Here is a 19926-nt window from a genome sequence, read left to right as displayed (position 1 = left end):
TGACGCCGGCAGATCAACCCAGAACGGCCATCGCGCTCGGATGCAACACCGGCCGGTAGCCGGCCTGGAAGGCGCGCACCGTTGATGGCGGCGTCAGCAGCATGGCCGGCTCGGGTACGTCGGCCCGGCTGTAACCGGCGAACGACCAGCGCAACGTGGCGCCGTCGGCGACGAGGTAGCTCTCCCCGCTCGCCTGCACCATCGTCCCGTCGGGCATGTCGCGCAATCGCACCGGCAGCGGATGCAGCCGCTTCTTGCCACGGTCGAGCCGCTCGGCGTGCAGCACTGCGTCCACCGCCTTGGCGCTGAGATCGCTCACGCCGTTGCCCTGCTCCCAGCAGCCGCGAAACCGCTTGGCATCGTCACGGCGGCAGTAGAAGCAGGGCCGGTGTCCGGCCGCGAACGCGGTGGCCTCATCGAGGAAGAACAGCTCGGTCCAGCTCTGACGGCTCATCACCTCGCGCCGCCGTCCCCTGAACTCGCAGACGCAGGTGAGCCAGGCCGGGCTCGACCAGCGTTTGTTCAGAAGCGTGCGCGTCGCGGGATCGTGGATGATGCCGCGATTGCCGGTGAAGGTGCCGCGATGGTCTGAGGCGACGATGTCGCCGGTGGGCGTGACGCGGTTTTGCAGGGGCATGGCAAATCCGACCGTTCGTCGCTGTCATTCCGGGGCGATGCGAAGCATCGAACCCGGAATCTCGAGATTCCGGGTTCGCGTCTTCGACGCGCCCCGGAATGACGACGACGTCACGCCGCCCCGTCGCGGAGCGGCGGCTGGAACGACAGCGCGGTATCCCAAGGGAAGAAGATCCAGGTGTCCTGCGACACCTCGGTGATGTAGGTGTCGACCAGCGGCCGGCCTTTCGGCTTGGCATAGACCGTTGCGAAATGCGCGTCCGGCAGAAGCTCGCGCACCAGCCTGCCGGTCTTGCCGGTATCGACGAGGTCGTCGACGATCAACAGTCCCTTGCCGGTGCCGCCGCCGAGCTTGGCGGTCTGCTCTGAAATGCCCTTGAGCACTTTCAGATCGCCCTGCTTGTCATGGTCATAGCTGGCGACGCAGACGGTATCGATCACTCGCAGGCCGAGCTCGCGCGCCACGATCGCCGCCGGCACCAGCCCGCCGCGGGTGATCGCGATCACCGCATGGAACGGGCCGACCTCGTTGAGCCGCCAGGTCAGCGCCCGGCAATCCCGGTGGAATTGATCCCACGAGACCGGAAACGGCCTGCCGGCCCGATCCTGTGCACTCGGTTCAGAATTTCTTTCAACCATATCGTCTCAACCCGCCGGCTTCTTCTGCGCGGCCTGCACTTGCTTCAGCATCTCCTTCACCGCGATCATCGCCGCGGCAAGCTTTTCCGGATCGCGCGAGCGGACCACGAGATTGGTGTTCGGCTTCTGGTTCTCGTCCTGGAACGGATAGCTGCCGATGATGGTGTCGGGATTGGCTTCCGCGATCGCCCGCAGCGGGCCGCCGATGTCGCCTTCCCGCGCGTCAGCGCGGACCGAATCCGACAGCATCCGCACGCCGGACTTCAGGGTCGGCGCCACGATATCCATCATCGCCTGCATGATGGTGGGGATGCCGGCCATCACGATGACATTGCCGAGCTTGAAGCCCGGCGCCAGGATCGTCGCGCTCTGGATCAGTTCGGCGCCGTCAGGCACCCGGGCCATCCTGAGCCGCGCCTCGTTGAGGTCCTGCTCGCTCCAGCGCTCCCTGAACCGCGCCACCACCTCGGGGTGATGGTGGATATCGACCCCGAACGCCTTCGCCACGCTGTCGGCGGTGATGTCGTCATGGGTCGGCCCGATGCCGCCGGTGGTGAACACGTAAGTGTACCTATGCCGCAGCGCATCAAGGGCGGAGACGATGTCGGCCTCGTCATCGGCGACGACGCGGACCTCCTTCAGGTCGATGCCGATGTTGGTCAGGTATTCGGCGATGAAGCCGATGTTCTTGTCCTTGGTCCGGCCGGACAGGATCTCGTCGCCGATCACCAATATCCCCGCCGTGACGATCTCGCTCATGGTCTCATTCCCTAACTTGATCCCCTGACATTGCCGATCCAATGCCTTGATGTCACGGGGTTTTGCCGCCGAATTAAGCAGACCTCAGCCGGTTTTTCGGGCAGGCCTTCCACTTCACCCATAGCAAATGCCGCAAGCCAATGCATATCGCGCTGGCCCGCCCCTTGCTACCATCCCATCAAGTCATGCACTGTGTCACATGGCTTGGGAGGGCAGTCGGGCTATATGGCAGTCGCGTTCGATGAGATGAATGGCCTCGGCGAGGATCTCCGCCCGGCCTACCAGGAGCTCTCCCGCTGGCTCAAAGAGACGCCACCGGATGCGCTCGAATATCGACGCCAGGAAGCGGAGCTGCTGTTCCGCCGGATCGGCATCACCTTCGCGGTCTATGGCGATGCCGAGGCCCAGGAGCGGCTGATCCCGTTCGACGTCATCCCCCGCATCATGTCGGCGACCGAGTGGACGCTGCTGGAGAAGGGCCTCAAGCAGCGCGTGCTCGCGCTCAACATGTTCTTGAAGGACATCTATCACGGCCGCGACATCCTGCGCGCCAACGTCATCCCCGAGGACCTGATCTTCCAGAACCCGGTGTTCCGTCCGGAGATGAACGGCCAGGACGTGCCGCACGACATCTACGTCCACATCGCCGGCATCGACATCATCCGCACCGATCCCGACAATTTCATCGTGCTGGAGGACAATGCACGCACGCCATCCGGCGTGTCCTACATGCTGGAAAACCGCGAGATCATGATGCGGCTGTTTCCGGACCTGTTCGCGCGGCACCGCGTCGCGCCCGTGGAGCGTTATCCGGACGAGCTGCTGTCGGCGCTGCGGTCGGTCGCGCCGCACAGCGCCTCCGCCGAGCCGACGGTCGCGCTGATGACGCCCGGCGTCTACAACTCGGCCTATTACGAGCACTCCTTCCTCGCCGACAAGCTCGGCATCGAGCTGGTCGAGGGGCGCGACCTCATCGTCAAGAACGACGAGGTGTTCATGCGCACCACCGAGGGGCTGAAGCGGGTCGACGTGATCTATCGCCGCGTCGACGACGATTTCCTCGATCCCCTCACCTTCCGTCCGGATTCCGCGCTCGGCGTCCCCGGACTGATGTCGGCCTACGCCGCCGGCAACATCACGCTCGCCAATGCGGTCGGCACCGGCATCGCCGACGACAAGGCGATCTATTCCTACATGCCTGACATCGTGAAGTTCTACCTCAGCGAAGAGCCGATCCTTAAGAACGTGCAGACCTGGCGCTGCCGCGAACCGCAGGACCTGTCCTACGTGCTCGACAACCTCGCCGACCTCGTCGTCAAGGAGGTGCACGGCTCGGGCGGCTACGGCATGCTGATCGGACCCGCCGCCACCAAGGCGACGATCGAGGCATTCCGCGACAAGCTCAAGCGCGAGCCCGAGGGCTTCATCGCCCAGCCGACGCTGGCGCTGTCGACCTGCCCGACCTGCACCGACAAGGGGCTGGCGCCGCGCCATGTCGACCTCCGCCCGTTCGTGCTGACCGGCTCTAGCCACACCACCATCGTGCCCGGCGGGCTGACCCGCGTCGCGCTGAAGGAAGGCTCGCTCGTCGTGAATTCCAGCCAGGGCGGCGGCACCAAGGACACCTGGATACTGAGTGAGTGATTTGAAGCCAAACGCGCTGCGCGAGCCCTCCCTCCCCCGGCAAGGGGGAGGGTCGGGGTGGGGGTCGGCCGCATACGCCGAATGGAGAGAAGACCCCCACCCGCCGCTGCGCGTCGACCTCCCCCTTTCAGGGGGAGGTGAAACACGTTTCGTCTTGTAGGGACTATCGCATGCTGTCGCGCACCGCCGAAAACCTGTTCTGGCTGGCCCGTTACGTCGAACGCGCCGAATATCTGGCGCGCACGATCGATGCGACGTTGCGCGTCACCGCGCTGCCCGCGGCCTATGTCGGCAAGACCAATGAGTGGGATTCCGCACTGCTCACCGCCGGCGTCGGCGCGAGCTTCTACGATCACTATGAGGAAGCCAACGAGCGGAACGTCATCGAATATCTCTCCTTCTCGTCGGAAAATCCCTCCTCGATCAAGAACTGCATCGAGGCGGCGCGGCTCAATTCGCGCTCGGTGCGCACCGCGCTGACGTCGGAGATGTGGGACACCATCAATTCGGCCTGGATCGAGCTGCAGGCGGTCTGGAACAAGGGTCCCGCCAACCGCGAGGAGCTGGCCAAATTCCTGCGCTTCGTGCAGGAGACCTCGCTGCGCTTTGACGGCTCGGCCTACCGCACCATGCTGCGCAACGACGCCTACTGGTTCTCGCGGCTCGGGGTCCATCTCGAGCGCGCCGACAACACAGCGCGGATTCTCGACGTGAAGTATCACATGCTGTTGCCCGAGGAGGAGCATGTCGGCGGCCCGCTGGACTACTACCAGTGGACCTCGATCCTGCGCTCGGTGTCGGCAACGACCGCCTATCACTGGGTCTACCGGGAAACCCTGAAGCCCTGGCTGATCGCCGATCTCCTGATCCTCAACGATACGCTGCCGCGCTCGCTTGCCAGCTGCTACAGCAACCTCGTGCGCAACCTCGACCAGATCGGCGTCGCCTATGGCCGCCAGGGCGCCTCGCAACGCCATGCCCGCGGCATCAGGAACCGGCTCGAGCACAGCAACATGGACGATATCTTCCAGCACGGTGTGCACGAATTCATCCAGGAATTCATCGCGGACAATTCGCGGCTGGGTGAGATCATCACCAAGCAGTACCTGATCTAACCGATACGGCCGAAAAACGCTCAAATTGTCGTCATGGCGGGGCCAAAAGCGCGAAGCGCGTCTTCGCATGGGTGTCCCGGCCATCGACGTCTTGCTTTCGCGGCCGATTAGGACGAAAGACGTCATGCCCCGAAAAACCGACTGAACTCCGGTTGAGCCATGCGCCTGCGGATAGCCCATACCACCACGTATCGCTACGAGCCGGCGGCCTCGGGCGTGATCCAGATTCTGCGGATGACGCCCGGCAGCCATGACGGCCAATATGTCGCGGACTGGCAGATCGACGTCTCGACCGATTCCCGGCTCGACACCCATGAGGACGCCTTCGGCAACGTCACCCATGTGCTGACGCATGGTTCGATCAGTGACCTCACGATCCATTGCGAAGGCCTGGTCGAGACCCACGACACCGGCGGCGTCCTGAAGGGCACCGACGAGCGGTTTCCGCCGAGCCTGTTCCTGCGCGCCACATCGCTGACCGACCTCAACCCGGCGATGACGGCCATCGTGCGCGAACTGCGCACCGAGGCCGGCGGCGACGTGCTCGGCTTCCTGCACGCGCTGATGGCGCAGATCTACGAGCACATGACCTTCGACGAGGATCCGACCAACAGCGCCACCTCGGCCGCCGAGGCGTTCGCGCTGAAACGCGGCGTCTGCCAGGACTACGCGCACATCCTGATCGCCTGCGCGCGCGCCGGCGGCGTTCCGGCGCGGTTCGTCTCCGGCCACTTCCTGCGCTCCGACGGCATGGTCAACCAGCAGGCCGGCCACGCCTGGGCCGAGGCCTTCGTGCCCGATCTCGGCTGGGTCGGCTTCGACGCCGCCAACGGCATCTGCACCACCGACGCCCATGCCCGCGTCGCGATCGGCCTCGACTATCTAGGCGCCGCCCCGGTCCGCGGCACCCGCTATGGCGGCGGCAACGAGACGCTGACGGTCGCGGTCAAGGTCGACCAGGCCGGCCGTCCCGGACAGTGGCAGAGCCAGACGCAATCGTAGGGCTGATCCCTCTCGGCGTCCGTCATTGCGAGCCAACGGGTCGCGCGAACGCGCGTCCGATGACAGGCTCCGCGAAGCAATCCAACTGACCGCTTGCGGAAGCATGGATTGCTTCGTCGCTTCAGCGCAAAATTGCTTTGCAATTTTGTCGCGAGCTCCTCGCATGACGGCAGGGGTGCTATGATCGCTGCTTCAAACCACAGCAGCGGGACAAGCCATGGCCACCGTAAAACTGCTTTCCGACGACGAACTCCCGGCGGAGGCACGCGCCGTCTTCGACGACATCCGCAAGACGCGGAACTCGGACTTCATCAACAATTTTTGGCGCGCGCTCGCGCATGATCCGAAGACCCTGCGGCGGACTTGGGAGAGCATCAAGGAGGTGATGGCACCGGGCGCGCTCGATCCGAAGGTCAAGGAGATGCTCTACGTCGCCGTCTCAGTGGCGCACGGCTGCAGCTATTGCATTCACTCGCACACCGCGAGCGCCCGCGCCAAGGGCATGACCGACGCAGAATATCAGGAAATGCTCGCGATCGTCGGCATGGCCGCCGAAACCAACCGGCTGGTCACGGCGCTCGGCGTGCCCGTCGACGAGGCCTTCCTCGTCGACGCACCGGCGGGACAGAGGCAGGAGCCGTGACGCTTGTCTCGCGCATGAGTGATGTCACGAAATGCGCTCAACGTCGGATTTGAGGACAACCAGGAAACGGGCCGCTTCGCCGCCCGTCACCACCCGATGATCGAAGGTCAGCGATAGCGGCAGCGTGCGTCGGACCGCAACCTGCCCCCGAAGCGCGACCACGCGCTCCGAAATCCGCCCGGCGCCGACGATCGCCGTCTGCGGCGGCACGATGATGAGATTGGCAAACCGGCCTCCGATCATGCCGAAGTTCGACAACGTGATCGTCGCACCGCGCAGCTCCTCCGGGGGTATCGCGCGCGCGATTGCGTCGGCTCGCAAACGGTCGAGTCCGGCCCGCAGATCCGATACGCTCCGCTCCGCGACATTGCGCAGCACGGGAACGATCAGGCCGCCGCCGGTGTCGACGGCGATGCCGAGATCGATGCGCTCGATCAGGCGCCGTTCTCCCGTACCGGAATGATACCAGGCATTGAGCGCGGGCTCTGCCTTGCAGGCGGCGGCGATCGCCCGCGCCAGGCGGATTGTTACGTCCTCGCCCCGCCGCCAGCCGTCGATGTCGGCTTCATCGGTGACCGTCGCGGGGACGACTTCCGCGTGCGCTGCCGTCATGCGTTGAGCCATCGCGCGGCGCAAGCCGCGCAGCGGCTCGGCGGGTCCGCCGTGAGACATCCGCTTCGCCGCCCTCTCGACATCGGCCCGCGTGATGGTGCCGCCGGGCCCGGTCGCCTCGACGAGATCGAGCGCGACGTCAAGCTTGCGCGCAAGGGCGCGCACTGCCGGAAACACTTGGGCTCCCTGCCCGCTGGGCGGCGAAGAAGTTGCTGGCGCCGGCCGTTGCTCGCCGGTGTCGAGTTCGCCCACAATCGTGCCGGTGTCCTGCCCGGCGTCCTCGGCGAACTCGACGAGCGGCGCGCCGACCTTCACGATATCGCCCTTGGCGCCGAACAGGCGCGCGATGCGTCCGCTCGACGGCGCCGGTATCTCGACCACCGCCTTGTCGGTCTCGACCGAAACGAGCGGCTGATCGGTCACGACGTGATCGCCCTCGTTGACGTACCAGGTGACGATCTCCGCTTCTTCAAGACCTTCACCAAGGTCCGGCAACGTGAACTGGCGCATGGCACGAGGTCCGTTGGTGTTCAGTTGTATTGGTGCGCCTTTCGGGCTGCGGTCACGATGCGTCCGACCGACGGCATGTAGCGTTGCTCGAGGCGGGCCATCGGGACGACCGTGTCGTAGCCGGTGACCCGGGTCACGGGTGCGAGCAGCGAGGATAGTCCGCGCTCGGCGATCATGGCTGCGATCTCCGCGCCAAATCCGCCGGTGTGCGCGGCCTCGTGCACGATGACGCAGCGCCCGGTCTTTGCGACCGACCTCAGCACGGTGTTTTCATCGTGGGGCTTGAGCGTGGCGAGGTCGATAACCTCGGCAGCTATGCTCTCGTCGGCGAGCGCGTCCGCCGCGGCCATCGTTTCCTTCAGCATCGCACCCCAGCTGATCAGCGTGACGTCGCGACCTTCCCTCTCGACAAAGGCGCGATCCAACGGCAAGGCTTCGCCGTTGTCCTCGACCTCGCCTTTCACGGCGCGGTACAACCGCGTCGGCTCCAGGAACACCACCGGATCTGGATCGCGGATCGCGGCGAGGAGAAGTCCATAGGCACGTTCCGGCGAGGAAGGCATTACGACACGCAAGCCCGGAATGTGGGCGAGCATCGCCTCGGTGCTTTCGGAATGATGCTCGGGTGCGCGAATGCCGGCACCATGCGGCGTGCGCAGAACCATCGGACAAGTGAGCCGTCCCTGGGTACGGTTGCGCAGCCGTGATGCGTGGTTCACCAGCTGATCGAGACAGGGATAGATAAATCCCATGAACTGGATTTCGCCGACCGGCTTCAATCCCTGCGCGGCCATGCCGACGCAGAGCCCGCTGATCAGGAGTTCGGCAAGCGGCGTATCAAGAACGCGCTCCGGACCGAAGCGCTCCTGCAAGCCGACGGTCGCGCGGAAGACGCCGCCATTGACGCCGACATCCTCGCCGAGCACGACCACATCGGGATCATCCGCCATGGCGCGGCCGAGAGCCAGATTGATGGCTTCGACCAACGTGACTTCAGGCATCGTCCTCTCCCGCGAGTTCGCGGCGCTGCTCGGCATACGCCTCGGGCAGCTCGGCATAGAGGTTATCGAACATGGTTTCGGCTCGGCGCGGCGGCGTCTTCAGATAGCGCTCCACCGCCGCTTCGATGCGCTCATGGCACTCGGCGGCAAGCTGCTCCTCGTCCGCCTTGGTCCACATCTTGCGGCCGACGAGATAGGACCTGAGGCGCGCGATCGGCTCTTCTTTCCAATGCGCCTGGACTTCTTCGGCCGAACGATAGCGCAGTGCATCATCTGACGTCGTGTGATCGCCGAGCCGGTAGGTGACCGCTTCGATGAAGTGAGGGCCCTTGCCATCGCGGGCAGCGGCAATGGCCTCCTCGGCGGCGGCACGCATCGCCACCACGTCACTTCCGTCCACCTGCTCGCCGCTGAACCCTGCGCCGATGGCCTTCTGCGCCAGCGTCTCGGACCCCGTCTGCAGCCGCAACGGCACCGATATGGCCCACTGATTGTTGGTGGCGACGAACACAAGCGGCAACTTGTGAACGCCGGCGAAATTCATGGCCTCGTAGACATCGCCTTTCGAGGTGGCGCCGTCGCCGAACATGCAGACGGCCACGCGCGGCTCCTTGCGCAACTTCAGGGCGTAGGCAACGCCGGCGGCATGCGGCGCCTGTGATCCGACGGGAACGCAGAACGGGAAATCGTGCACCGGACCGGAGAATTGATTGCCGCGTTCATCGCCGCCCCAGAACAGCAGGATCTCCTCCAGCGCGACGCCACGCCAGAGCAACGCGCCGTTGTCGCGATAGGAGGGCAACAGAACGTCATCCTCCCGCATCGCACTCGCGATCCCGACCGACACCGCCTCCTGGCCGAGCGAAATGGCATAGGTTCCCAGCCGACCGGTGCGCTGCAGTGCAACAGCCTTTCGGTCGAACAGACGCAGGAGCACCATCGACCGGTAAAGTTCGACCAGCAGCCTGGCATCGGTGGCGAAGGCAGGAAGCGGCCGCTCTATCGAGCCGTCGGGCGCGAGGTAATTGCGGCGGCGCACCTCAAAGCGCGCAATGACGGGGAGCTCTTCGTTTGCTCTTTTGCTGGCCACGCGCTCATTCCTGGAGCGGTTCTGCCTCCCACGTTCAGCTATTTGGTGTTCGGGACGCGACGATGCAATACCGTGCCAACATCGCTCTTGGCGCACGCGTCAGCGGCCGGGTCGCGAGGATCGATCGACAGGATCCGTGGAACGGCGCCGCGACTGCTGTATAAGAGAGCATGGCAAATGGTCAGGTTGTCCTCGTAACAACTGCGCCGCTGGACGGCGGCCCGCCTGTTCGCTCGGTCTTCTTCGTGGCTGAAGAAGACGCGGCAAAGGCCACGGCAATTATTGCGGACATGATGGCCCCGAATGAAACGATCGAAGCGTGGGGGCCGCTTCCCGAAGCAGCTGTCAAGGCGCTCGGGTTGAAACCCGGTGACTACACCCACACCTGACTTGCACCGGATAGCTGTCCGGCGCGTCTACGGCCGCATCCTTGCGCAGAGGGTGTGATCTTGACGCGGCGCCCTCGCTTGCGCGAGGCCACCGCGCTGCCGATCACAACGCGGGGAGCCCTCTTTCTCGAACAAGCGACGTGGCGTAATCTATGTCGAGCTGCCCTTAGACGGGACGAGCCGACGTCGCCGTTTGAAGGAACGGGCAGCGGTCAGGCCGTCGGCAGGCATCGCAGTCTGAAAGCAGCGCCTGCCTTATGGGGCGCTCCCTCAACTTCAACATGAAGCAGGTTGGCCTGCCGCGCGCGCGGCAGACAAGGGCAGTGCTTAACCCTTGGAGGACGACATGGCGACATTCATACTGAGGATCGACTGGACCGACCAGGGAATTCGTAATGTCAAGGAAGCTCCCAAACGCAGCCGAGCGGCGAAAGAACTCGCCAAGACGCTAGGTGTCGAAATCAAGGAGGTCTATCTCACCTCTGGCGAGCATGACATCCTTCTCCTCGCCGAAGCACCGCTCGGCGACAACATCACAAAACTCGCGCTTGCCCTCAGCTCTCTGGGAAACATACGGACTTGCACCTCACGGGCCTGGCCCGAGGCGGAGTGGACCAAGCTGATATCCGAGCTCCCGTAGCTACGTCGGATATCCCGATGGATCTCTACGCGGCCTGACTGACGGGCGCCGTCGCAAACGTGCCCCCGGCGATCGGCGCGGGAGTGCGCGCGTGCGCAGGACCAGCCACCGCTTTGGTCGTGTGAATAAATAAGGATACGAAGCGCGCGAGGGCGACGGCGGACGTCGTCGCCGGCGGGCCAGCATGCCCTATTTATCCAGCCAGACATCCTCGAAACGCAGATTGTTGTACTGGCTGTTGTCGTGCGGGTGGAAGTTCTTCACGTAAGGCTGCCAGCAATTGCCGGCCGATGAGTGCAGGATGACCGGCCGCGCCGCGTCGTCGACCAAGAGCCGCTCGATGTCGAACACGATCTTGCGGCGCTTGTCCTTGTCGACCTCGCGCGACTGCGCCGCCAGCAGCTTGTCGACCTCGGCATTGCAGTACTGGGTATAGTTGCGCTCGGAGTTGCAGGAATAGTTCTCGACCAGATTGCCGTCGGGATCGTCGACGCTGACGCCGGTGACATTGAGCCCGATCGTATAATCCTTGCGCTGCAACCGCGAGTACCAGCGCGGCGTATCCAGAATATCGAGCTCGGCTGTGATGTAGATCTTCTTGAGCTGGTCGGCGAGGATCACCGCCGGATCGCGATAGGTCGGCAGGTTGCGGGTCTGGATCTTGATCGAGAGCGGCTTGGCGTCACTGTAGCCGAGCTTCTGCATGATCGCCTGCGCCTCGGCGAGGTTCTTCTCGGTATCGGGCCCGTATCCCATCAGCGTCGACAGGATCTCCGGCGGCATGCCCCACTCGCCTTCGGGCTTCGCCTGCATCGCGCCGCCGAGCCGTCCGGCGCCTTCGAACAGGATGCTGTTGAAGGCCTTGCGATCCAGCGCCAGCGACATCGCCTTGCGGATCTCCGGATTGTCGAACGGCGGATTGACGCGGTTGACCAGAAGATTGATCTGCAGATTGGTCGAGGTCATCTCGCAGATCGCGTTCGGCGCCCGCGCCTTGACGTCCTTCATCAGGGGAATGCTGACGTCGGACGGAAAGGTGATGTCATAGTCGCCGGTCGCGAATGCCAGCATGCGGGTGGCGCGGCTGTCGATCGAGCGCACCGTGATCTCGTCGAGATACGGCCGGTCCTTCTTGAAATAATCGGGGTTACGGACGAGGCGAATTGAATCTCCGCGCCGGAACTCGACGAACTTGAAGGGCCCGGTGCCGACCGGTTTGGTGCGCATCACCTGCTGCGGCACGTGGCAGGGATAGACCACCGAGAAGGCGCTGGCGAGCAGCGCCAGCAGGCCGGGCTGCGGTTCGGTCAGCTCGAAGGTCGCCTCATCGTCGCCATTGATGCTGACATCCTTGAGCTTCGAGTACCAGACCTTGCGCGGGTTGCGCTTGAAGTCCTGGGTCTCGCTCTTGCCGATCAGCATCCGCCAGGTGCACTGCACGTCCTTGGCGGTGAACGGCTGGCCGTCATGCCACTTCACGCCGTGGCGCAGCTTGAAGGTAAGCTTTGTGTTGGTCTGGTCCCACGACCAGCTCTCGGCGAGATCGGGGACCACGGTGTCGATGCTTTCATGCACCTTCGCCGGATCGAACACCACGAGGTTGTTGAAGACCGCCGCGAACGGCATCACCGAGGCGATGGTGGATTCCTCGAGCAGCGAGGTCGAGGGCGGATTGTCGTTGTGATAGAGCCGCAGCGTGCCGCCCTTCTTCTGCGCCGATGCAGGGCTCGCGGCGAGCGCCGCGAAACCCAATGCCACGATGCACGCGGCCAGTTTGAACGACATTCCCGCCTCCCGAAATTTCTTGTTGTCGTCGGTTGCAGGCAGTCGAGCACAACACCCCGCCCCTCGCAACGACTCGGGGCCAAGATCATTGCCGGCTGCGCGCAACGCAGAGCGAGACCGGGATGCGCCCCCGCAACCTCGACGGCAGGAACAGGGCACCCGGCCATCGCTCGGTCGTCCCGCCCCTCTTTGACGGACCACGGCATCTCCCGTCACGGGGAATTGGGGTTGGATGCATCCGCGAAATTGGCTACTAGTTTCCGGCCGAGAAACTCGGACCGTCTGAGGACTTGAAATGACCTATTGCTGCGGAATTCTGGTGCGCGACGGGCTCGTCATGATCGCCGATACCCGCACCAATGCCGGCCTCGACAATGTCTCGACCTTCCGCAAGCTGCACATCTTCGAAAAGCCCGGCGAGCGCATCATGGCGATTGCCAGCGCCGGGAATCTCGCGATCAGCCAGTCGGTGCTGTCGACCCTGACCGAGGGCATGGAAAATCCGGACACCGGCGAGCTCGAGACGCTGATGAACGCCCCGACCATGTTCCAGGCGGCGCAGCGGATCGGCCGCGCCATCCGCGCGGTGCACGCCACCGAGGGCGATGCACTGCGCGCCGAGGACATCTCGTTCGACGTCTCGTTCCTGTTCGGCGGCCAGATCAAGGGCTCGCGGATGCGCCTGTTCATGGTCTACACCGCCGGCAACTTCATCGAATGCACCACCGACACGCCCTACCTGCAGATCGGCGAGCACAAATACGGCAAGCCGGTGCTCGACCGCGCCATGCATTACGACGTCGAGCTCTACGAGGCGCTCAAAACGGGGCTGATCTCGATGGATTCGACGATGCGCTCCAATCTCGGCGTCGGCCTGCCGATCGACGTGCTGGTGGTGCGCACCGACGCCTGCGAGGCCGATCTCAACCACCGCATCGAGGCCGGCGAGCCCTATTTCCACGACCTGCGCTCGCGCTGGTCGGCGGCGCTCCGCGCGGCGCACCAGAACATTCCACGCCCACCCTACAAGAACGAAACCGAAGCAAAAACCAAGTAAGAGGAAACTCGGATGACTGAGGCAACCAGCAAGATCGCACTCGTGACCGGCGCCGGCACCGGCGTCGGACGCGCCGCGTCGCTCGCTTTGATGGACAAGGGCTACACCGTGGTGCTCGCAGGGCGCCGCATGGAGATGCTGGAAGAGACCGCCAAGCTCGGCCCCGCCGGCAAGAGCCTGTGCGTGTCGGCCGACATGGCCAACCCCGCCGCGATCGCCGCGCTGTTCGACAAGGTGAAGGCGACCTATGGCCGGCTCGACGTGCTGTTCAACAACGCCGGCATGGGCGCGCCGCCGGTGAATTTCGAGGACCTGCCGCTCGAGCAGTGGCAGGCCGTGGTCAACACCAACCTGACCGCGCCGTTCCTGTGCACCCAGCACGCCTTCCGCATCATGAAGGACCAGAAGCCGCGCGGCGGCCGCATCATCAACAACGGCTCGATCTCGGCGCACGCGCCGCGGCCGTTCTCGGCCGCCTACACCTCGACCAAGCACGCCATCACCGGCCTCACCAAGGCCTCCAACCTCGACGGCCGCATGTATGACATCGCGGTCGGCCAGGTCGATATCGGCAATGCCGCGACGCCGATGACCGACCGCATGGTCAACGGCCCCGGCGTGCTGCAGCCGGACGGCACCACCAAGCACGAGCCGCGCATGGATGCGAAAGCGGTCGGCGACGCCGTCGCCTACATGGCCGGCCTGCCGCTCGACGCCAACGTGCTGTTCATGACTGTGATGGCGACCAAGATGCCCTTCGTGGGGCGGGGCTGATCTTCCCCTCTTGCTTGCGGCAGACTATCGCGACGCCCGGCCGGGCTTGTCCCGGTCCGGCCGTCGCCGGGCGCGCTGCCAAAATATTGAAAACAACCCCATGCAAAGTAGCCGGCAGCTAGCGGCGTTCGACACGGCAACTTGACACGTCGGGCAAATCAGCGATACTTTTCCATTATTCCGAAATTGCGCCAAGTATCCCTCGCCCGAGTCGGACGCCAAGGCGGTCCGCGACGCCGTTGCCTACACGGCCGGCCCGCAGCTCGACGCCAACTTGCTGTTGGGGCTAGCGCTCGGTCTGCTCCCTCGCCCCGCTCTTGCGGGGAGAGGGTTGGGGTGAGGGGCTCTCTCCGCGAGCAAGCCGCGCGTTGAGACCTGTACCCCCTCACCCGGATCGCATTCCGCTTCGCTGCATGCGATCCGACCTCTCCCCGCAGGCGGGGCGAGGTAAGAAGGCCCTACTCCAGCTTCTCGACATCCCGCAGCGTCGGGAACAGCTTCATCCAGAGCAGCGCGACCGCGACGGTGGCGACACCGCCGAGCACGGCCGACGGCACGGTGCCGAGCAGCGCCGCGGCGACACCGCTCTCGAACTGGCCGAGCTGGTTGGACGCATTGATGAACAGGAAATTCACCGCGCCGACGCGGCCGCGCATCTCGTCGGGGGTGGCGAGTTGCACCAGCGAGAAGCGGATCACGACGCTGATCGTGTCCGCAGCGCCGAGTACCGCCAGCGCCAGCGCCGACAGCCACATCCAGTGCGACAGCGCGAACACCACTGTCGCCACGCCGAACACGATCACCGCCTGGAACATCCGCATGCCGACGCGGCGGTTGATGGTGTGCCGCGCCAGCACCATCGTCATCAAGAGCGCACCGACCGCGGGCGCGGCGCGCAGGATGCCGAGGCCGAGCGGGCCGGCTTGCAGGATATCGCGCGCATAGATCGGCAGCAGCGCGGTGACGCCGCCGAACAGCACCGCGAACAAGTCGAGCGAGATGGTGCCGAGGATCGCCGGATTGCTGCGAACGAAGGTGACGCCGGCAAACAGATCGTCCGACGACCCGCCGTTCTTCACCGGCGCCTGCTGCAGCCGGCCGATGCCGCCGGTCAGGAGGGCGCCGAACAGCCAGAACACCATCATCACGGCATAGGGCGCGCTCGGCATCAGGGCATAGGCGAAGCCGCCGAGCGCGGGTCCGGTGATGGTCGCAACCTGCGCCGCGCCGCTCGATATCGCGGTCGCCCGCTGCAGCGAGCCTTGCGGTGCGATCAGCGGCAACAGCGCGGCGGTCGCCGGGCTCTCGAACGCGCCGGCGATCCCGAGCACGAAGGTCGCGACGAAGATCTGGATCTCGGAGATGGTGCCGGCAAAGGTGCTTCCGGCGAGAAACAACGCGGTCAGCGCCTCGGCGATCTGGCAAGCTTGCACGACGCGCTTGCGCTCGAAGCGGTCGGCGGCGTGGCCGGCGACAAACACCAAGAGCGCCGTCGGCAGAAACTGCACCAGTCCGACCATGCCGAGGTCGAATGCGCTGCCGGTCAGATCATAGATCTGCCAACCGATCGCCACCGCGCCGATCTGGCTGGAGAAGCGCGACAGGCTGCGCGACGACAAGAAGAACAGGAACGGTCGGTGGCCGAGCAGATCGCGGGCGCCGGCCGGCGTGGCGGAGGACATGGATGATTGCGTGGCCGAGCGCCTGCAACTTGTCAATGGCGACGAGCTGAACGCGCAACAGCATTGCGCTGCGCGAGGCCCCTGCCCATAATCCCGCGAGGGTTTTTGGGGGCGTGATGCTGCAGTTGCAATCGGCGTTCGGCGTGGTGGCGTTGCTCTTGATCGCCTGGGCGCTGAGCGAGAATCGCCTGAAGGTGTCGCTGCGCCAGGCGGCGATCGGGCTCGTCGTCACGATCGTCACGGCGCTGGTGCTGATCAAGGTGCCGCTGGTGACGCAGGCTTTCGGCGCGATCAATGACGCCGTCGGCACGATCGCGGCCGCGACGCGCGCCGGCACCGCCTTCGTATTCGGCTATGTCGGCGGCGGCCCGGCGCCATTCGATCCCAAAGCGCCGGGGTCGGACTTCATCCTCGCCTTTCAGGCGCTGCCGATCGTGCTGGTCATGAGCGTGCTGACGACGCTGTTGTTCTGTTGGCGCGTGCTGCCGCCTGTCGTGCGCGGCATGGCCTGGCTGCTCGAGCGCACACTCGGCGTCGGCGGCGCGGTCGGGCTCTCGACCGCAGCCAATATCTTTCTCGGCATGGTCGAAGCGCCGCTCTTCATCCGCCCCTATCTGGCGCAGCTCACCGGCAGCGAATTGTTTCTGGTGATGACCGGCGGTATGGCCGGGATCGCCGGCACCGTGCTGGTGCTGTACGCCACGCTGCTCGCGCCGCTGATCCCGGATGCGGCCGCGCATTTCGTCATCGCCTCGGTGCTCGGCGCGCCGGCCGCAATTTTGGTGAGCCTGATCATGGTGCCGGAAACCTCGGACAAGCGCACCGGCGGATCGCTCGACAATCCCGATATCCAGGTGTCGTCGACGATGGACGCCATCGTGAAGGGCACGGCAGCCGGGCTCGAGCTCTTGATGAACATCATCGCGATGCTGCTGGTGCTGGTCGCGCTGGTGTATCTGGCGAACGCGATCATCGGCCTGCTGCCGGAGATCGGCGGCGCGAAAATCTCGCTGCAGCGGCTGCTTGGTTACGTGATGGCGCCGGTGTGCTGGCTGATGGGCCTGCCCTGGCCGCAGGCGATCACGGCGGGAAGCCTGATGGGCACCAAGACCGTGCTGAACGAGCTGATCGCCTATGTCGACCTGTCGAAGCTCGGCCCCGACGCACTCGATCCGCGCTCGCGCCTGATCATGCTCTACGCGATGTGCGGCTTTGCCAACTTCGCGAGCCTCGGCATCATGATCGGCGGCCTCGGCATCATGGCGCCCGAGCGGCGCGACGAGATCAACGCGCTCGGACTGAAGTCGATCGTCTCAGGCACGCTGACGACCTGCCTGATGGGCGCGATCGTGGGGATGCTGACGCAGCCGTAGTCGCAGTAGCCCGGATGGAGCCAACGGGTCGCGCGAACGCGCGCCCGATGACAGGCTCCGCGCAATTCGGGGCGGTGCTGACGCGGTGAAGCTCCCTGTCAAGCGGATCATTGTTGGGCCGGCCGACGGCGCGGACGCACGTAGCCGCGCATTGAGCCGTCGCTTGCAATAACGCGATGACAGGGGATCGATGGGTCGTAATTCGTGCGCATTATGGCACCAACCGCGCGTGCAGCCTTCGGATTGCCGGCTTTAGCAGCGACAGCTTTGTACGTCATGGCCTTCCCCTTTGGGATCTTGCGCACGATGTCGCGGACCTTATCTGAAAAGGTTTTCATAGGCCGAGTGTAGCAGATTTCTCAGAGGGTTTTCGCCTTTTTACCTGCGGTTGGAACGAGCGCGTCGCGTTGGCACGGAAGATTCGACTGGACGTGCCGGTGTTCGTTTCGAAGTGCGCGCCGCCGTCTTAACATTGTGGGCAGCTATTGGCCCCTAGCGCCGTTTGCCGCGCAGTGCCGGCGTGAACGCAAACGGAGCATTGCGGACATCGACCGGCGGCTCCGCCCGATGCGATTCGAGGTGAATGACCCAACTCGGACATAGCGCGGTGTGCCCGCCGCGTCATTTCGCTGCGATGCGGAATTTGCGGCGACCCCAATGTCCAAGGAAGCGAGCTTCGACCTGTAGCTGAAGAACAATGCTCGCACAGCGGGGTTGATAACTGGGGCAAAGTCAAAAAGGAGGACTTGATGGCTGCTGATCGATCGACCGTTCACGGGTCCGATCTGGACATCGTGGCGGGGAACGGCCTCCTTCATCGCCGTATGTTTTTGACAGCGGGTACGGCGGCTGCGGCCGCCGTTGCCAGTTCCGCTCTGCCTAATCCAGCTGCCGCCGACGCGTTACCGGTTGAGCCCTGGATGAAGGTGCCGGGATCCGGATTCGTCGGCTACGGCCAGCCAGCGAAATACGAAGAAAAGGTCGCCAGAACTTGGAACACCGCGCCAGGCACGACCGGCACAGGTGCCGCCCGCACACCGCTCCATTTGCTCGACGGCATGATCACGCCCAATAGCGTGCATTTTGAACGTTCTCATAGCGGCATTCCCGACATTAACCCGGATACCCACCGGCTGTTAATCCACGGCCTAGTCAAGCGCCCGCTGACCTTCACGCTGGAAAGCCTAGAACGCTATCCGCGCGAGTCGCGCGTCTCATTTCTCGAATGTGGTGGTAACGGCCAATTGCTGTACCAGAAGGAGGCCGCCGCGGTTGGAGTCCAGGCGATTCACGGCCTTGTCTCCTGCGCCGAGTGGACGGGCGTAAGGCTCGCGATCCTGTTGCAGGAAGCAGGCGTCGATCCGAAGGCCAAATGGATTTTAGCCGAAGGTGCAGATGCTGCCGGCATGAGCCGCAGCATACCGTTGGCGAAAGCGATGGATGACGCATTGATTGCTCTCTACCAGAACGGTGAGCGCGTGAGGCCATCCAACGGCTATCCGATGCGACTCCTGCTGCCGGGATACGAAGGCAACATGAATGTGAAATGGCTCCGGCGCATCAAGCTGACCGAAGCGCCGACGATGACCAAGGATGAGACATCGAAGTACACGATCACCTTGCCCGACGGGAAATCCCTACAGTTTGTGCTCCCTCAGGAAGGGAAGTCTGTGATCACACGGCCTTCACCGGGGCTGACTATGAAAGAGCCCGGCCTCTATGAAATCTCGGGTCTTGCCTGGTCGGGCTATGGCAAGGTCACCAAGGTTGAGGTCTCGGCCGACGGCGGCAAAAGCTGGGCAAAGGCGGCGTTGCAGTCGCCCGTGCTGTCGAAGGCGTTGACACGCTTCCGCATTCCGTGGCGGTGGAACGGCGGACCCGCGGTCCTGCAAAGCCGCGCGACCGACGAGACCGGTTACGTCCAGCCGACGCGAGAGAAGATGATCGCCGCGCACGGCAACCGAACCATCTATCACTCCAACGCCATCACGGCCTGGGCCGTTTCCAACAAAGGCGAGGTGAAGCATGTCTATGCGTAACCCTCTCCTCATCGCCGCCTCAGGTCTTGCCGTGGCTTCGGCCGTCGCATTCGCGGCTGAAAGCCCAAACTTCGGACGGGCGGCAACACCGGAGGAAATTGCCTCTTGGGACATCAGCATTGGTCCAGACGGCGTCGGCTTGCCGCCTGGCAGCGGGACCCCAAAGCAAGGTGAAGCCGTGTACGCGGCAAAATGCACCGCCTGCCATGGCGAGAAAGGAGCCGGGAAGCCCAACGATCAGCTCGTGGGCGGACAAGGAACGCTTCGCGGTGACAAGCCTCCGGTCAAAACCGTGGGAAGCTTCTGGCCCTATGCCACGACAGTCTTCGACTATGTGCGGCGAGCGATGCCATATAACGAATCGAAGTCGTTGACCAATGACGAAGTTTATGCGGTCGTCGCTTATATCCTGAACCTCAACGGCATCATTGCAGACAACGACACCATGGATGCGCAGACACTGCAAAAGGTGAAAATGCCGAACCGGGATGGATTTGTGACGTTTTCGCGCGGAAAATAAAGCTGCCTGAATGTCT

General features: G+C 64.3%; 20 protein-coding genes. 11 read left to right on the top strand and 9 right to left on the bottom strand.

The features are described 5' to 3' along the window. Positions 1-13 precede the first annotated feature (13 nt). The 3 genes from IF803_RS04975 to IF803_RS04965 form a co-directional block, all read right to left on the bottom strand. The gene (locus IF803_RS04975; RefSeq protein WP_461191459.1) at positions 14-637 is read right to left on the bottom strand and encodes a hypothetical protein; all 624 of its coding nucleotides are present in this window, start codon (positions 635-637) and stop codon (positions 14-16) included. Positions 638-747: 110 nt separating this feature from the next. After that, on the bottom strand, positions 748-1275 hold the full coding sequence (gpt, locus tag IF803_RS04970) for a xanthine phosphoribosyltransferase (protein WP_028342908.1): 528 nt from the start codon (positions 1273-1275) through the stop codon (positions 748-750). A gap of 6 nt (positions 1276-1281) precedes the next feature. After that, entirely contained in the window at positions 1282-2034 is a 753-nt protein-coding gene (locus IF803_RS04965; RefSeq protein WP_028342907.1) for a competence/damage-inducible protein A, read from the bottom strand. Between the two features lie 225 nt (positions 2035-2259). Here IF803_RS04965 and IF803_RS04960 point away from each other — a divergent pair, with 225 nt between their 5' ends. The 4 genes from IF803_RS04960 (at position 2260) to IF803_RS04945 (ending at position 6438) form a co-directional block, all read left to right on the top strand. Then, entirely contained in the window at positions 2260-3678 is a 1419-nt protein-coding gene (locus tag IF803_RS04960; RefSeq protein WP_028342906.1) for a circularly permuted type 2 ATP-grasp protein, read from the top strand. Between the two features lie 170 nt (positions 3679-3848). Beyond that, positions 3849-4793: an alpha-E domain-containing protein gene (locus tag IF803_RS04955; RefSeq protein ID WP_018272359.1), complete on the top strand. Its 945-nt coding sequence runs from the start codon at positions 3849-3851 to the stop codon at positions 4791-4793. Between the two features lie 159 nt (positions 4794-4952). Continuing rightward, complete coding sequence (locus tag IF803_RS04950; protein WP_038383320.1) at positions 4953-5795, top strand: transglutaminase family protein; 843 nt, start codon at positions 4953-4955, stop codon at positions 5793-5795. A 217-nt stretch (positions 5796-6012) separates the two neighbouring features. After that, a complete protein-coding gene (locus IF803_RS04945) occupies positions 6013-6438 on the top strand; it encodes a carboxymuconolactone decarboxylase family protein (protein ID WP_461191458.1) in 426 nt (141 codons plus the stop codon). A gap of 24 nt (positions 6439-6462) precedes the next feature. Here IF803_RS04945 and IF803_RS04940 read toward each other — a convergent pair whose 3' ends face one another. Genes IF803_RS04940 through pdhA form a run of 3 tightly spaced genes read right to left on the bottom strand, consistent with a single transcriptional unit; the run spans position 6463 to position 9651 of the window. Continuing rightward, on the bottom strand, positions 6463-7560 hold the full coding sequence (locus IF803_RS04940; RefSeq protein WP_461191457.1) for a dihydrolipoamide acetyltransferase family protein: 1098 nt from the start codon (positions 7558-7560) through the stop codon (positions 6463-6465). A 20-nt stretch (positions 7561-7580) separates the two neighbouring features. Beyond that, on the bottom strand, positions 7581-8561 hold the full coding sequence (locus tag IF803_RS04935) for an alpha-ketoacid dehydrogenase subunit beta (protein WP_461191456.1): 981 nt from the start codon (positions 8559-8561) through the stop codon (positions 7581-7583). Then, the gene (gene pdhA, locus IF803_RS04930) at positions 8554-9651 is read right to left on the bottom strand and encodes a pyruvate dehydrogenase (acetyl-transferring) E1 component subunit alpha (RefSeq protein ID WP_461191534.1); all 1098 of its coding nucleotides are present in this window, start codon (positions 9649-9651) and stop codon (positions 8554-8556) included. The genes IF803_RS04935 and pdhA overlap by 8 nt, the downstream gene beginning before the upstream one ends. Positions 9652-9821: 170 nt before the next feature. Between pdhA and IF803_RS04925 the strand changes: the two genes are divergently transcribed. Beyond that, positions 9822-10040: a hypothetical protein gene (locus IF803_RS04925; protein ID WP_461191455.1), complete on the top strand. Its 219-nt coding sequence runs from the start codon at positions 9822-9824 to the stop codon at positions 10038-10040. A gap of 346 nt (positions 10041-10386) precedes the next feature. Next, positions 10387-10680, top strand: a complete 294-nt coding sequence (locus IF803_RS04920) for a GYD domain-containing protein (protein ID WP_026192964.1) — start codon at positions 10387-10389, stop codon at positions 10678-10680. Positions 10681-10869: 189 nt separating this feature from the next. On the opposite strand, the gene IF803_RS04915 is transcribed toward IF803_RS04920, so the two are convergent. Further along, a complete protein-coding gene (locus IF803_RS04915; protein WP_461191454.1) occupies positions 10870-12465 on the bottom strand; it encodes an ABC transporter substrate-binding protein in 1596 nt (531 codons plus the stop codon). A gap of 295 nt (positions 12466-12760) precedes the next feature. Between IF803_RS04915 and IF803_RS04910 the strand changes: the two genes are divergently transcribed. Both IF803_RS04910 and IF803_RS04905 read left to right on the top strand, forming a co-directional pair. Beyond that, on the top strand, positions 12761-13522 hold the full coding sequence (locus IF803_RS04910) for a peptidase (protein WP_461191453.1): 762 nt from the start codon (positions 12761-12763) through the stop codon (positions 13520-13522). 12 nt (positions 13523-13534) lie between these two features. Continuing rightward, on the top strand, positions 13535-14296 hold the full coding sequence (locus IF803_RS04905; RefSeq protein ID WP_137479991.1) for an SDR family oxidoreductase: 762 nt from the start codon (positions 13535-13537) through the stop codon (positions 14294-14296). A gap of 458 nt (positions 14297-14754) precedes the next feature. Here IF803_RS04905 and IF803_RS04900 read toward each other — a convergent pair whose 3' ends face one another. After that, positions 14755-15978, bottom strand: a complete 1224-nt coding sequence (locus IF803_RS04900) for an MFS transporter (RefSeq protein WP_461191452.1) — start codon at positions 15976-15978, stop codon at positions 14755-14757. 116 nt (positions 15979-16094) lie between these two features. Between IF803_RS04900 and IF803_RS04895 the strand changes: the two genes are divergently transcribed. After that, positions 16095-17351, top strand: a complete 1257-nt coding sequence (locus tag IF803_RS04895) for a NupC/NupG family nucleoside CNT transporter (RefSeq protein WP_461191451.1) — start codon at positions 16095-16097, stop codon at positions 17349-17351. A gap of 107 nt (positions 17352-17458) precedes the next feature. Here IF803_RS04895 and IF803_RS04890 read toward each other — a convergent pair whose 3' ends face one another. Next, complete coding sequence (locus tag IF803_RS04890; RefSeq protein ID WP_092089686.1) at positions 17459-17689, bottom strand: MGMT family protein; 231 nt, start codon at positions 17687-17689, stop codon at positions 17459-17461. Between the two features lie 411 nt (positions 17690-18100). On the opposite strand from IF803_RS04890, the gene soxC reads away from it, so the two are divergent. After that, positions 18101-19390 carry a sulfite dehydrogenase gene (gene soxC / locus IF803_RS04885; protein ID WP_461191450.1) on the top strand — a complete coding sequence of 430 codons (1290 nt, stop codon included), beginning with the start codon at positions 18101-18103 and terminating at the stop codon, positions 19388-19390. Beyond that, complete coding sequence (locus tag IF803_RS04880) at positions 19377-19910, top strand: c-type cytochrome (RefSeq protein WP_461191449.1); 534 nt, start codon at positions 19377-19379, stop codon at positions 19908-19910. The genes soxC and IF803_RS04880 overlap by 14 nt, the downstream gene beginning before the upstream one ends. Positions 19911-19926: the final 16 nt, after the last annotated feature.

It is taken from the genome of Bradyrhizobium sp. UFLA06-06 (assembly GCF_054820065.1).
This window is presented reverse-complemented; position numbering and strand designations above follow the sequence as displayed.

Bases quoted from the DNA above. Each gene is read 5' to 3' on its own strand.
- IF803_RS04900 (WP_461191452.1), bottom strand. From the start codon at position 15,978: ATGTCCTCCGCCACGCCGGCCGGCGCCCGCGATCTGCTCGGCCACCGA.
- IF803_RS04975 (WP_461191459.1), bottom strand. From the start codon at position 637: ATGCCCCTGCAAAACCGCGTCACGCCCACCGGCGACATCGTCGCCTCA.
- IF803_RS04965 (WP_028342907.1), bottom strand. From the start codon at position 2,034: ATGAGCGAGATCGTCACGGCGGGGATATTGGTGATCGGCGACGAGATC.
- IF803_RS04905 (WP_137479991.1), top strand. From the start codon at position 13,535: ATGACTGAGGCAACCAGCAAGATCGCACTCGTGACCGGCGCCGGCACC.
- IF803_RS04950 (WP_038383320.1), top strand. From the start codon at position 4,953: ATGCGCCTGCGGATAGCCCATACCACCACGTATCGCTACGAGCCGGCG.
- IF803_RS04935 (WP_461191456.1), bottom strand. From the start codon at position 8,561: ATGCCTGAAGTCACGTTGGTCGAAGCCATCAATCTGGCTCTCGGCCGC.
- IF803_RS04940 (WP_461191457.1), bottom strand. From the start codon at position 7,560: ATGCGCCAGTTCACGTTGCCGGACCTTGGTGAAGGTCTTGAAGAAGCG.
- IF803_RS04945 (WP_461191458.1), top strand. From the start codon at position 6,013: ATGGCCACCGTAAAACTGCTTTCCGACGACGAACTCCCGGCGGAGGCA.
- IF803_RS04960 (WP_028342906.1), top strand. From the start codon at position 2,260: ATGGCAGTCGCGTTCGATGAGATGAATGGCCTCGGCGAGGATCTCCGC.
- IF803_RS04955 (WP_018272359.1), top strand. From the start codon at position 3,849: ATGCTGTCGCGCACCGCCGAAAACCTGTTCTGGCTGGCCCGTTACGTC.
- IF803_RS04925 (WP_461191455.1), top strand. From the start codon at position 9,822: ATGGCAAATGGTCAGGTTGTCCTCGTAACAACTGCGCCGCTGGACGGC.
- IF803_RS04895 (WP_461191451.1), top strand. From the start codon at position 16,095: ATGCTGCAGTTGCAATCGGCGTTCGGCGTGGTGGCGTTGCTCTTGATC.
- IF803_RS04880 (WP_461191449.1), top strand. From the start codon at position 19,377: ATGTCTATGCGTAACCCTCTCCTCATCGCCGCCTCAGGTCTTGCCGTG.
- IF803_RS04915 (WP_461191454.1), bottom strand. From the start codon at position 12,465: ATGTCGTTCAAACTGGCCGCGTGCATCGTGGCATTGGGTTTCGCGGCG.
- IF803_RS04910 (WP_461191453.1), top strand. From the start codon at position 12,761: ATGACCTATTGCTGCGGAATTCTGGTGCGCGACGGGCTCGTCATGATC.
- soxC (WP_461191450.1), top strand. From the start codon at position 18,101: ATGGCTGCTGATCGATCGACCGTTCACGGGTCCGATCTGGACATCGTG.
- IF803_RS04890 (WP_092089686.1), bottom strand. From the start codon at position 17,689: ATGAAAACCTTTTCAGATAAGGTCCGCGACATCGTGCGCAAGATCCCA.
- IF803_RS04920 (WP_026192964.1), top strand. From the start codon at position 10,387: ATGGCGACATTCATACTGAGGATCGACTGGACCGACCAGGGAATTCGT.
- gpt (WP_028342908.1), bottom strand. From the start codon at position 1,275: ATGGTTGAAAGAAATTCTGAACCGAGTGCACAGGATCGGGCCGGCAGG.